The organism is Methylomonas sp. DH-1 (assembly GCF_046097555.1).
GTDB lineage: Bacteria > Pseudomonadota > Gammaproteobacteria > Methylococcales > Methylomonadaceae > Methylomonas > Methylomonas koyamae.
This window is the reverse complement of sequence record NZ_CP143089.1, coordinates 1294398-1307279: the sequence shown is the minus strand read 5'-3', so window position 1 is coordinate 1307279 and position 12882 is coordinate 1294398. Positions and strand designations below refer to the sequence as shown.

Here is a 12882-nt window from a genome sequence, read left to right as displayed (position 1 = left end):
GGATATGGAAGGTATAGCCAATTATCTCGACTCGCTGATCGGCGGCGTCGATCTGACGTTTTACTCGATCGCCATCGGCGGTTTGCTGTGGGGCTTGTTCGTCCTACGGCCGTGGGATGAAAATGCCAACTACAACAGCGCCTTGCTGGAAAAAACCGTCAACCTGATCCATTTCGGCAGCAAGGCGCTGGTCATTACCCAACTGTCGAAAATCGGCCTGAAAATCTGGTTAATGGCCGTGACATTGGGCAAATCGCCGTTTCCGGCGTTTTTCAATACGGTGCAGTTCAATGCCGGATTGGCTCGGGCCACATTCGCTTTTGCCTTGTTTTTATTCATCAAACAAGCGCTGAAAGCCAATCTGCGCTCGAAAACGCATTGGCTGGTCGCTACGGCCATTGTGGTCCCGCTCGTCATGGCCGCAGCCTGGTTGGTGCACGGCGCCAGCCGTCTGGAAGACCGCGGGCTGCTGATGGCATTGACCGTCAGCCACCAAATCGCCGCGGCGGCCTGGGTCGGCGGCATTTTCCAAATTCTGGCGCTGTGGGGCTTGAAAAAACAAAATGCGATTGCCGAAGAACTCTGGCCGTTGCTGCTTAAGCGATTCTCGGCCCTGGGTATTGTCGCGGTCGCGTTGTTGCTGGTGACGGGTACGCCGTTGGCCTGGTACTACATCCGCACCTTCCAAGGCTTCATCGGCGCCGGCTACGGCAACCTGTTGATGGTCAAAATCATGATGATGGGCCTGGCCTTGGGTTTTGCCTGGATAAACCGGCAAGCGGTAGAAGAATATTTTGCCAGCCGCAGCCTGTATGCGTTGACGGCACGAGTCCCTTACTACATCGAAGCGGAAACGCTGATTCTGCTGACCATACTATTCACTGCCGCCAGTTTGGCCTCGCAACCGCCCTCGGTCGATATTCCGCACCTGACCGCAACTTGGGAAGAAGTGTTGAACATGTTTCATCCGCGCATTCCGCGTTGGGAATCGCCGACCCATGAAGCCTTGATTGCCGGGGAAGCCGGCCGCGTTGCCATCGTCGGCCAAGTGCCTTCGGAAGCCGCCACCGCCTGGTCGGATTACAACCATAACATCTCGGGCATCTTCCTGACCGTGATGAGCTTCTTCGCGATGCTGTCCTACTCGGAACGCTTCCACCGTTGGGCGCGTTACTGGCCGGTCGGTTTCATGGGACTCGGCATCTTCCTGTTTTTCCGCTCCGACGCCGAGAGCTGGCCGTTGGGTCCGATCGGCTTTTGGGACAGCACCTTCAACAACGGCGAAATTCTGCAACACCGCATCGCCACGTTTTTGGTTTTCATGCTGGGCTTATACGAAACCCGCGCCCGCGTCAAAGCCGATCCCGGCATCCTGCCCTATTTGTTCCCGCTGATGTCGGCCTTCGGCGGCATGATGCTGCTGGCGCACTCGCACGTAGGCTTCGAAGCTAAAACCGCGTTCCTGATTCAAGTCGGCCACACCCTGATGGGCGTGTTTGCGTTGATTCTGGCCTGCGGCCGTTGGCTGGAGCTGAAGCTGGACGCTCCCGGCAAGAATGTTGCCGGATTTATCTCGGTTTTCGCCTTGTTCCAAATCGGCGTGATTCTGATGTTCTACCGCGAACCCCTGTACTGATATGAAACAGACTCAAGAATTTCCTCTGCTGAACACCATTGCCGGCCCGACCGACATCCGTGCCCTGAAGAAAGAGCAACTGCCGCAGTTGGCCGATGAGGTGCGTTCGTATTTGACCCACACGGTCAGTATCTCCGGCGGCCATTTCGCCGCCGGCTTGGGCACGGTGGAATTGACCGTGGCGCTGCATTATGTGTTCGATACGCCGGTGGACCAGTTGGTGTGGGATGTCGGCCATCAGGCCTATCCGCATAAGATTCTGACCGGGCGCAAGGATAGGATGACGACGATCCGCACCCTCGGTGGGGTGTCGGCGTTTCCGTCGCGCGAGGAGAGCGAGTACGACGCGTTTGGCGTCGGCCATTCGTCGACGTCGATCAGTGCGGCACTGGGCATGGCCATCGCTTCGCAGTTGCGCGGCGAGGACAAGAAGATGGTGGCGATCATCGGCGACGGGTCGATCACGGGCGGTATGGCCTTCGAGGCGATGAACCATGCCGGCGATGTCAATGCCAATCTGTTGGTGATTTTGAACGACAACGAGATGTCGATTTCGCCGCCGGTCGGGGCGATGAATAATTATCTGACCAAGATTTTATCGAGTAAGTTTTATTCGTCGGTCAAGAAGGAAAGCAAGAAGGCCTTGTCCAGCATGCCCAGCGTCTGGGAACTGGCGCGCAAGGCGGAAGAACATGTCAAAGGCATGATCGTGCCGGGTACCTTGTTCGAGGAGTTGGGCTTCAATTATTTCGGACCGATCGACGGTCACGATCTGGAGATGTTGGTATCGACGCTGGAGAATTTGAAGGATTTGACCGGGCCGGTGTTCCTGCATGTGGTGACCAAGAAGGGTAAGGGTTATGCCCCGGCCGAGAAAGATCCTTTGGCTTACCACGGCGTACCGGCCTTCGATCCGACCAAGGATTTTCTGCCGAAGGCGGCGCCGTCGCCGCATCCGACTTATACCGAGGTGTTTGGCCGTTGGCTGTGCGACATGGCGGCACAAGACGAGCGGCTGTTGGGCATTACGCCGGCGATGCGCGAAGGTTCGGGGCTGGTCGAGTTTTCGCAAAAGTTTCCGAAACGTTATTTCGACGTGGCGATTGCCGAACAACATGCGGTCACGCTGGCCGCCGGCCAGGCTTGCCAAGGCGCCAAGCCGGTGGTGGCGATTTATTCGACTTTTTTGCAACGCGGTTACGACCAGTTGATTCACGACGTAGCCTTGCAGAATCTGGATGTGCTGTTTGCGTTGGATAGAGCCGGTCTGGTCGGCCCGGACGGCCCAACCCATGCCGGGGCGTTCGATTACAGTTATATGCGCTGCATTCCCAATATGCTGGTGATGGCGCCGGCCGACGAGAACGAGTGCCGGCAGATGTTGACCACCGGTTTCCAGCATAACGGCCCGGCCTCGGTGCGCTATCCGCGCGGCAAGGGGCCAGGTGCGGCAATCGATCCGGCGTTAACCGAACTGGAAATCAGCAAGGGCGAGATTCGCCATCACGGCGGCCGAATTGCGATTCTGGCCTGGGGCAGCATGGTCGCGCCGGCCAGCGAAGCCGGCAAGCAACTGGGCGCCACCGTCGCCAACATGCGTTTCGTCAAACCGATCGACGAAGACTTGATCCTGCAATTGGCCAAGACCCACGACGTGTTCGTCACGGTCGAGGAAAACGTGTTGGCCGGCGGCGTCGGCAGTGCGGTATTGCAATTCTTGCAACAACAAAAGATTCTGATGCCGGTATTGAATATCGGCCTGCCGGACCGCTTCGTCGAGCAAGGTTCGCGCGACGAACTGCTCAGCTTGGTCGCACTCGATGCCAAGGGCATAATGCAACAGATTGAAGCGTTCTGCGCATAGGCCAGATCTTTCTGGCAGGTTATTTTTAATTCTTGTATCAGCCCTCCACGACGGAGGCAGCAGAGATCGTAACTGACGATAGTTAAGGCCACTGAGTTATGTTAGAAATCAGCATCATTCCGGCGTTAACCGACAACTATATCCACCTGCTGCACGAACCCGATAGCGGGCTGACCGCGGTGGTCGACCCGGCTGCGGCAGCGCCGGTTATAGCCGCCTTGCAACGGTGCGGTTTTGGATTGAACTACATTTTCAACACCCACCACCACAGCGATCATATCGGCGCCAATCTCGAACTCAAAGCCGCGACCGGCTGTAAAATCGTCGGCGCCAAGGCCGACCGCAGCAGAATTCCGGGCATTGACATCGCGCTTGGCGACGGCGACCGGATAGCACTCGGCGCAGAAGAACTGGTGGCCATGGATACGCCGGGACACACGGTCGGCCATATCGTCTACTACAATGCCGGCAGTAGCGCCTTGTTTTGCGGCGATACTTTGTTTTCGTTGGGCTGCGGCCGCCTATTCGAAGGCAGCGCCGAACAGATGTGGCATTCGCTGCAAAAACTGAAGACACTCCCGGCCGAAACCAAAGTCTACTGCGCGCACGAATATACCGAGGCCAACGCCCGCTTCGCGCTGACGCTGGAACCCGGCAATCCGCTATTGCAGCAGCGTTACGCCGACATCTGCCAACTCCGGCGCAGCAACGCTCCCACCCTGCCCTCCACTATCGGCCAGGAATTGGCGACCAATCCTTTTTTCCGCGAGCACAGCCCGGAAATCCGGCAAAACCTGGCCTTGGCCGAGGCGTCGCCGTTGGCAGTGTTTACCGCGATACGCAAACTTAAGGATGGGTTTCGCTAAAACCGATACCAGGCGATACCGGCTAAGTCTGCTAAACTGAACGGCGCTTTCCACCGTTAATTGACCGCTCGATGAAGATGCCTGAGTCGCTGAGTATTGTCCTGCCCGCCAAAAATGAAGCGGCAAACCTGCCGGTTTTTCTGCCGAAATTACTGGAGTTGTATCCGCAAGCCGAAATTTTACTGGTCGACGACGGCTCCAGCGACGATACCGCCGCCATTGCCGGCAACGCCGGCGTCAGGGTCGTTCGCCACCCGTATTGCATGGGTAACGGCGCCTCGATCAAGACCGGGGCCAGACAAGCCAAAGGCGAAATTCTGGTGTTCATGGACGCCGACGGCCAGCACGACCCGCAAGACATCGCCCCGCTATTGGCAAAAATACACGAAGGCTACGATATGGCGGTCGGCGCCAGAAATGCGCGTAGCCACGCTTCGTGGTTCAGGCGCGTTGCCAACAAGTTTTACAACAAACTGGCGTCGTTGATGACCGGCCACCGGATCGAAGACTTGACCTCCGGCTTCCGTGCTGCGCGCGCCGACAAATTCCGCAAATTTCTTTACCTGCTGCCCAACGGATTTTCCTACCCGACCACCAGTACCATGGCCTTTTTCCGTTCCGGATTTCCGGTGGCCTACGTCCCGATCCACGCGGGCAAACGTAGCGGCAAGAGCCATATCCGCCTGCTGCACGACGGCTTGCGCTTCTTTATCATTATTCTGCGCATCGGCGTACTATTTTCGCCAATGCGGCTGTTTCTGCCGATCAGTATGTCGATTTTCGGTGTCGGCATGGGATATTACGCCTACACCTATATTACTGAAGCTCGTTTCACCAATATGAGCGCCGTGCTATTCCTTTCCGCCATCGTGACTTTCCTGATCGGCATCGTTTCGGAACAAATCTCGTCTCTGCATTACAAAAACATCGAATAGCCGGATCAAGCCTTTTCGCAACTGAAAATGGCAAACTTGGCATTAGCCGCCAGTTGCCGGCAGCAGCCGAACAGTTTTTTTAGCGTGATATGGTAATTCAGATGGCGGTTACCGATCACCCGCAACTCGCCGCCGGGCCGTAACACCGCATGCGCCTGTTGGAACATGCGCCAGGCAATATGGTCGCCGATCGCGTGTTGTTGATGAAACGGCGGATTGCAGACAATGCAGTCGGCACTGGCCGGCGCAAAGCCGCTTAGACAATCGCCGACCACGAACTTAGCCTGCGCCGAATCCCCGAACCGGTTGCGAAAATTTTCCGTTGCCGATGCGATTGCCATGAACGATTCGTCGACAAACACGATATTCGCGTCCGGATTCAGTTCGGCGAGGCGTAAGCCGATCACGCCGTTGCCGCACCCCAAATCGATAAAATCCCGATATAAAGCCGATTCCGGCAAATGTTGCAATAGAAAGCGGGCGCCGATATCCAGGCTTTCCCGAGAAAACACATTGGCATGATTGCAAATCGGCGGCTGTTCCGCCGTCAAGCGGTAATACGTAGGGTATGGATTCGGCGGCAGCCGGATGTTGGGATCGAAACCGGCGAAAATCAGCCGGGCCTTTTTTCTGGCCAGCGACGGCACGGTCGGGCCGACCAGCCGCTCCAACAGTTTCCAGGCACTGGCCGGCAAGGTTTTGACCATGCCCGCCGCAACGATGCGGCAATCCGGCTGCAACAAGGGCCGAAGCCGGTGTAACTGGTATTCCAGCAAAGCCAACGTCTTCGGAACCTTGATAAACAACCGATCGATCGGCGCCGACGGCAAGGACAAACTGTCCAACAGCAGCACCCGGTCGGCTGCTACCGCGTTCGCGGCCAAATTTTCGCGCGTCGCCTGTTGGGACAGCCAGGAGTCGGAAATGGCCGTCGGCCGAAACTCGCTCAACGCCACTACCAGCGCCCCGAAGCTATCGTTGAGGATGGCGATATTCTTACCGGCAAGCGCTTCGTGCTCGGCCAGATGGTGCAGCAAATAGTCGTCGGCCGCATCCCAGGCCTGCAACAACTCGTTTTTTCGGTAGGGTTGGCGCGTTAGCCGAAAACGGCCCTGCGGGACGCTGAATTCTTGTTCCATCGCTGGTTAAGTCCGGAAAATGGGAGATGTAGAGCTACGGCCGAAGTCAGCGACAAATTGTCACGCGGCAAATTGCCACATTTTCAACGTTAGAATGCTTCAGTACACTGACAGCAACTCTTGTATGCGTCCTTCGGGAAATGAGAGTTATACCCCACCTCTTTGTGCGGTAGCGCCGGTTCCGGCACTACCGCATTTTTTTAGGCGGCCAAATTGCGGCGGCCGGCATCGAGTCCGAACAGCCGGTAAAAATTTTCGCTGGACTGCGCCGCCACCGCTTCGATCGAGCTGCCGCGCAATTCGGCAATATGCTCGGCGACATGGCGCACGTAAATCGGATAGTTGGGTTTGCCGCGGTAAGGCACCGGAGCCAAATAAGGCGAATCGGTTTCGATCAGAAAGCGGTCGGCGGGGATTCTCCGCGCCACTTCCTTAATCGCTTCGGCGTTTTTGAAGGTAACGATGCCGGAGAACGACACGTAAAAATTCAAATCGATCGCCCGTTGCGCGTAGGCCCAATCCTCGGTGAAGCAGTGAATCACGCCGCCTACCGCATCGGCCCCTTCCGCCTGCAACACATCCAAAGCATCCTGCCCGGCATCCCGAGTATGAATGATCAAGGGCTTGTGCAACTGCTTGGCCACGGCGATATGGTTGCGGAAACGCTGAAACTGCCATTCCAGATCGCCTTGGCTATGAAAATAATCCAAACCGGTTTCGCCGATCGCAATGACCTTGGCGTTCGCCGCCAATTCCAGCAGTTCGTCGAGAGTCGGCTCGCGGCCGTCGCGGACATTCGGATGCACGCCCACCGACAACGAGATGTCTGGATAGGGCGCCGTTTGCGCCAGCATCGCCGGGTAGGATTCCATGTCGATGGCAATGCACAGCATGTGCTCGACGCCGGCGGTCCGGGCCGCACCGACGAAAACGTTGAAATCGTTGGCATAAGGTGCCAAATCGATGCGATCGAGATGGCAATGGGAATCTATGAACATGAAGCTTGGGAAACGGTAGCGCCGAGCGGAATTTGCCCAGTACGGGTTACATGGTATGGGTGGAGCGATCCGACTCCAGCGCGCCGGCCAGATAGGTTTCGATTTTATTGCGCGCCGCCCCGCCGTCCTGATCGCTGAACTGCACACCGATACCCGCAGAGCGGTAACCTTCGGCGCCGTTCGGCGTTTTCCAGATAATTTTTCCGGCAATCGGTAAGCGTTCGGTCTCTTCCATCAAATTCAACAACATGAACACTTCCTCGCCCATTTCGTACTCGCGTTTGGTCGGAATGAACAGGCCGCCGTTTTTGACGAACGGCATGTAGGCCGCGTAAAGCGCATTTTTGTCCTTGATCGAAAGAGACAGGATGCCCTGCCGGGGAGCTGCTTCCGCCATAATGTCAGTGTGCGTTGAGTTGAGACCAGTCGATTAACAGTTGTTCTAGCATCAGTTGCTGATTCAGTTGCGTAGCCAACTGCGCTTTGGCCGTCAGCACGCGGTCGTAGAATCGGTAAACTCCCGGCAATTCTAGCCGCTCGGCAAAGCCTTGCAAGCTGTTTTTCAGATCGGGATTGGCCAAATGCGCCGAATCGGCCCGATGCCGGCATTTGACGATATCGGCCAGCCAACCGGCCATCCAGGCCAACACCACCCCTAAATCGAGATGTTCCTGTTTCTGCCAGCGCTCGGCGACGGCCAACCAGTCGGCCTTGCCCTCGGCAATTTGCAGCCAGGCCCGAAAATATTCTTGCCGCAGCGGGACTATCCCGGTTTCGGCGTATCGTTTGGCCAATAGCGGCGCGCCCCCGGCCAAATCCAACAGCAACTCGGCTTGATCCCGCACACCTGCGCCGCTCAACCACTGCAAGGCTGCGTTACGTTCCGGTACTTCGCAGACAATCTTCTGGCAGCGGCTGCGTATCGTCGCCGGCAGGCGGGCCGGTTGTTCGCTGATCAACAGCAGACAAGTCCGCTCGCCCGGCTCTTCCAGGCATTTCAGAAACGCATTCGCGGATGCGGTGTTCATTGCATCGGCCGGTTGGAAAATTGCAACCCGGTAAGCATGGTATTGCGGCTTCAACGCCAGCTTGACGATCAACTGCCTGACTTTATCGATGCCGATGGCCTTACCGGGTTCGTCCGGCTCGACCGCGATAAAGTCGGGATGGGTAGCGGCGTCGCATAATTTGCAAGCGGAGCAAACCCCGCAGGGATTACCGCCGTCTTGCGGGGCATGGCAGAGCAAGGCGCGGGCGTAATATTCGGCCAGATGGCGGCGACCCTGGCCGGCCGGCCCGGAAAATAACAGGGCTTGCGGAACTCTGTTTTGTTGAATGTAGCTCCGCAGTCTCTGCCAATGTTGCTGTTGCCAAGGGTAAAGCGTCAGTTCGCCCATAGCGTTTCCAATTCGGCCAGCAGACGCGCCTGAACTTGCGGCAACGGCAGTGCGGCGTCGATGACTTTGTAACGCGCGGGGTCGCCGGCGGCGCGGTGTAAATAGCTTTGCCGAATGCGTTCGAAAAAATCCAGTTGTTCGGTTTCGAAACGGTCCAATTCGCCGCGGCGTTTAGCCCGCTGCAAACCGGTCGCGACCGGTGCATCAAGGACGAAGGTCAAATCCGGGCGCAGCCCGCCTTGCACCGTCCGCTCCAGCCAGGCTATCGTAGCCAGGTCCATATTACGCCCGGCACCTTGGTAGGCGTAGGTCGCATCGGTGAATCGATCGCAAACCACCCATTCTCCGCGCAGCAACGCCGGCTCGATCACCTGGCGGATATGTTGGGCCCGCGCTGCGAATACCAGCAACAGTTCGGCCTGTTCGCTCAACGCTTCGTCGCTCCGTTCCAACAGAATGGCGCGGATTTTCTCGGCAATCGGCGTACCGCCCGGTTCGCGGGTAACCAGCAGCGGAATATCGCGTTCGGCCAAACATTGGCGGATGAATTGCAAATTAGTGGATTTGCCGACGCCTTCGCCGCCTTCCAATGTAATGAACCGGCCCGGCTTCATCGCTGGTAACGGTCCACGTACTTCTCGTGCTCGGCCAGGGTTGCCGAGAAGGCGTGGCGGCCGTTGCCGCGGGCGACGAAAAACAGCGCATCGCCGTCGTCTGGATGCAAAGCGGCGGCGATAGACTGTTTGCCGGGCATCGCGATCGGCGTCGGCGGCAGGCCTTCGATCACGTAAGTGTTGTATGGCGTCGGCTCGCGCAAGTCTTTGTGGCGAATGTCGCCGTGGTAATCGTCGCCCATGCCGTAAATCACGGTTGGATCGGTTTGCAACAGCATGCCCTTCTTCAAGCGGCGGGCGAACACGCCGGCTATTTGCCGGCGTTCTTCGCCGGCACCGGTTTCTTTCTCGACAATCGACGCCAGAATCAGCGCCTGGTAAGGGTCGTCCAACGGCACGTTCTGGTCGCGCTTGCGCCATTCCTCGCGCAGCACGGCCTGCATCCGGTCATGCGCGCGTTTCAGCAAATCCACGTCCGAGGTATTTTTTTCGAAAAAATAGGTATCGGGAAAGAACAGGCCTTCCGGGTGGTTCTTGTCGGAACCGATCTTCGCCATCAAGTCTTTCAGCTCGTTGTCGCTCAGGGTGTGTTGCAAATTCGGGTTTTCCTTGATGGCCTGGAACATCTGCTTGAACGTCCAGCCTTCCGGAAAGGTAATCGAATATTGGCGGGTACGGCCTTCGGTAAGCTGTTGCAGCACGTCGGCGGCGGTGGCGCCCTTCGCCAGCACGTATTCGCCGACCTTCAAGGTGCGGTCCAGATGCTTGCGGTAGGCGAACAGCTTGAACCAAAACCGGTTTACCATAACCCGCTGGTTACGCAGGGTTTTGATTACCGTTTCCAGCGTATCGCCCTTTTTGATTTCGATGACGGTTTCGCCGATCACAATCGGTTTTTTCTCGATGATGTGGTAATGCATGCCGGCCCAAATCGACAGCAGACCGAAGACCATCAGCAAGGTGAAGGCGACTATGCTGCGAAACACGGCTGTGCCTCGGCCATTCGGGCCTGATTCAACAAGTTCTGCAGGCGCCGGGTTAACGGCCCCACTTCCAGTACGCGCTGTTCCAGGCGTCTGACCGGCCAAATGCCGATCACCGAATTGGTTACGAACAACTCGTCGGCGGCCAGTACCTCGACTTGATCGAGCGGAATTTCATGGACCGGCAGGCCGATATCGCAGGCAAAACCGATCACCAATTCGCGGATAATCCCGGCTACGCCGCAGCCGGCCAGGCTCGGCGTATACAACTGGCCGGCTTTGACGGCAAACAGGTTGCTCATCACGCCCTCGACCACGCGTTCCTCGGTATCCAGCATCAAGCCCTCCTGAATATCGTCGTCGCGCCATTCGGCTCTGGCCAAAATTTGTTCCAGCCGATTCAAATGCTTGATCCCGGCCAGAGCGGAATTGACCGACAACCGCTGCCAACAGAAACGGGCGCGAATACCTTGGGTTTGGAAATTCTCGGGATAGTCCGGGTAAGGATGCAGGCCGAGCAGCCTGGTCGGTTGAATTGGCTCGGGCTGGCGATAGCCCCGGCCGCCGCTGCCGCGGGTAACGATTATTTTCAGCACGCCGCGGTCGAACTCAAGCGCCAGTTGCCTAGCCTCTGCCGCCAACAGCTCGGACTGCGGCATCGGAATCAGTAAACGCCGGCAGCCGTGGGCCAAGCGTTTCAGGTGGCGATCAAGAAATAGCGGCCGCCCATTCAGAACTTCGATAGTTTCGAATAGGCCGTCGCCGTATTGAAATCCGCGATCGGCAACGTCGACGTAGTGTCCGGGTGCGCCATTCAATAAAAACATAGCCGGACACTGTCGGATCGGACCGCTTTATTCGAAGCGCTTGAAAACCAGCGAGCCGTTGGTGCCGCCGAATCCGAAGGAGTTGGAAATCGCCACGTCGATTTTCATGTTTCTGGCGGTGTTGGGCACGTAGTCCAGATCGCAATCGGGATCCTGATTTTCCAGATTGATGGTCGGCGGCGCGATCTGGTGCTTGATCGCCAAGGCCGTCAACACCGCTTCGATACCGCCGGCGGCACCCAACAGGTGGCCGATCATCGATTTAGTGGAACTGACCGCCACTTTATAGGCGTGATCGCCCAGCGCCTTCTTCATGGCATGGGTTTCGCCGACATCGCCGGCCGGGGTCGACGTGCCGTGGGCATTGATGTAATCGACCTGCTCCGGGGTGATTTTAGCGTCGCGCATCGCATTGCGCATACAACGCGCCGCGCCTTCGCCGCCTTCCGACGGCGAGGTGATGTGGTAGGCGTCGCCGCTCATGCCGTAACCGACCAACTCGGCGTAAATCCTGGCGCCGCGGGCCTTGGCATGTTCCAGCTCTTCCAGCACGATAACGCCGGCGCCGTCGCTGAGGACAAAACCGTCGCGGTCGCGGTCCCAGGGCCGGCTGGCGCGTTGCGGATCGTCGTTACGCCGCGACAAGGCTTTTGCCGAGGCAAATCCGCCCATCGCGGTCGGCGAAGTCGTGCAGCGCTCGGCGCCGCCGGCGACCATCACGTCGGCATCGCCGTATTTGATCAGCCTGGCGGCGTCGCCGATGTTGTGGGTACCGGTCGAACAGGCAGTGACGATTGCGAAATTCGGCCCTTTCATACCGTATTTGATCGACAGGTTGCCGGAGATCATGTTGATGATGTTGCCGGGTACGAAGAACGGCGAAATCCGGCGCGGGCCGCCCGCCACGTATGTCGCGTAGCACTCTTCGATACCGGTGATGCCGCCGATGCCGGCACCGATCGCGATGCCGATGCGCTCGGCGTTTTCTTCGGTAACGACGATGCCGGAGTCCTCGATCGCCTGGCAGCCGGCGGCGATGCCGTAGTGGACGAAACCGTCCATCCGCTTGGCATCCTTCTCCGGGATGTAGTCGCCGATATTGAAGTTTCTGATCACGCCACCAAAAGTCGTTGCGAAAGGCGAAATATCAAAGGAATCGATTGGGCCGATGCCGCTTCTGCCATTGACAATACCGTCCCAGGTATCCGCAACATTGTTGGCTAACGGCGTAACAGCGCCTAAGCCCGTAATTACAACTCGACGTGTGCTCACAGTAAACTACCGGTAAATAAAGAAGACGACCAGAGAAGGGGATATATCGGCTAGTGGATGGCATCATCCACTAGCGTTTGGAAACAACGTGCTGTTATTGCAGATTGGCGTTGATGTAATCGATAGCCAATTGGACGGTGGTGATTTTTTCGGCTTCTTCGTCCGGAATTTCGCATTCGAATTCTTCTTCCAAAGCCATGACGAGTTCAACTGTGTCTAAAGAATCAGCACCAAGATCGTCGACAAAAGACGCATCGTTTGCGATTTCTTCCTTTACGCCTAATTGTTCCGCGACAATCTTTTTTACTCGTTCTTCGATATTACTCATATGTTTTTCCTCGAACAATGCAA

General features: G+C 57.3%; 13 protein-coding genes. 4 read left to right on the top strand and 9 right to left on the bottom strand.

The window, feature by feature from the left end; genetic code table 11:
* Window positions 1–4: 4 nt before the first annotated feature.
* The 4 genes from VXJ35_RS06390 (at window position 5) to VXJ35_RS06375 (ending at window position 5301) form a co-directional block, all read left to right on the top strand.
* Window positions 5–1636, top strand: coding sequence for a copper resistance D family protein (locus VXJ35_RS06390; RefSeq protein ID WP_054763205.1), 1632 nt, complete (start codon window positions 5–7; stop codon window positions 1634–1636).
* Window position 1637: 1 nt separating this feature from the next.
* Window positions 1638–3500: a 1-deoxy-D-xylulose-5-phosphate synthase gene (dxs, locus tag VXJ35_RS06385; RefSeq protein WP_064020929.1), complete on the top strand. Its 1863-nt coding sequence runs from the start codon at window positions 1638–1640 to the stop codon at window positions 3498–3500.
* A 98-nt stretch (window positions 3501–3598) separates the two neighbouring features.
* Window positions 3599–4366, top strand: coding sequence for a hydroxyacylglutathione hydrolase (gene gloB / locus VXJ35_RS06380; RefSeq protein ID WP_064020928.1), 768 nt, complete (start codon window positions 3599–3601; stop codon window positions 4364–4366).
* Between the two features lie 71 nt (window positions 4367–4437).
* Window positions 4438–5301, top strand: coding sequence for a glycosyltransferase family 2 protein (locus VXJ35_RS06375; protein ID WP_064020927.1), 864 nt, complete (start codon window positions 4438–4440; stop codon window positions 5299–5301).
* Between the two features lie 5 nt (window positions 5302–5306).
* Here the strand turns inward: VXJ35_RS06375 and VXJ35_RS06370 are convergent, their stop codons facing one another.
* The 9 genes from VXJ35_RS06370 to acpP form a co-directional block, all read right to left on the bottom strand.
* Complete coding sequence (locus VXJ35_RS06370; protein ID WP_064020926.1) at window positions 5307–6440, bottom strand: methyltransferase; 1134 nt, start codon at window positions 6438–6440, stop codon at window positions 5307–5309.
* 200 nt (window positions 6441–6640) lie between these two features.
* On the bottom strand, window positions 6641–7438 hold the full coding sequence (locus VXJ35_RS06365) for a TatD family hydrolase (RefSeq protein WP_064020925.1): 798 nt from the start codon (window positions 7436–7438) through the stop codon (window positions 6641–6643).
* Between the two features lie 46 nt (window positions 7439–7484).
* Window positions 7485–7835, bottom strand: a complete 351-nt coding sequence (locus VXJ35_RS06360) for a PilZ domain-containing protein (protein ID WP_054763059.1) — start codon at window positions 7833–7835, stop codon at window positions 7485–7487.
* Between the two features lie 4 nt (window positions 7836–7839).
* On the bottom strand, window positions 7840–8835 hold the full coding sequence (locus VXJ35_RS06355) for a DNA polymerase III subunit delta' (protein WP_064020924.1): 996 nt from the start codon (window positions 8833–8835) through the stop codon (window positions 7840–7842).
* The gene (tmk, locus tag VXJ35_RS06350; RefSeq protein ID WP_064020923.1) at window positions 8823–9449 is read right to left on the bottom strand and encodes a dTMP kinase; all 627 of its coding nucleotides are present in this window, start codon (window positions 9447–9449) and stop codon (window positions 8823–8825) included. The genes VXJ35_RS06355 and tmk overlap by 13 nt, the downstream gene beginning before the upstream one ends.
* Complete coding sequence (gene mltG / locus VXJ35_RS06345; RefSeq protein ID WP_231914860.1) at window positions 9446–10435, bottom strand: endolytic transglycosylase MltG; 990 nt, start codon at window positions 10433–10435, stop codon at window positions 9446–9448. The genes tmk and mltG overlap by 4 nt, the downstream gene beginning before the upstream one ends.
* A complete protein-coding gene (pabC, locus tag VXJ35_RS06340) occupies window positions 10420–11259 on the bottom strand; it encodes an aminodeoxychorismate lyase (protein WP_064020922.1) in 840 nt (279 codons plus the stop codon). Before pabC ends, mltG begins: the two co-directional genes overlap by 16 nt.
* 27 nt (window positions 11260–11286) lie before the next feature.
* On the bottom strand, window positions 11287–12531 hold the full coding sequence (gene fabF / locus VXJ35_RS06335; RefSeq protein ID WP_064020921.1) for a beta-ketoacyl-ACP synthase II: 1245 nt from the start codon (window positions 12529–12531) through the stop codon (window positions 11287–11289).
* A 94-nt stretch (window positions 12532–12625) separates the two neighbouring features.
* A complete protein-coding gene (acpP, locus tag VXJ35_RS06330) occupies window positions 12626–12859 on the bottom strand; it encodes an acyl carrier protein (protein WP_013820083.1) in 234 nt (77 codons plus the stop codon).
* Window positions 12860–12882: the final 23 nt, after the last annotated feature.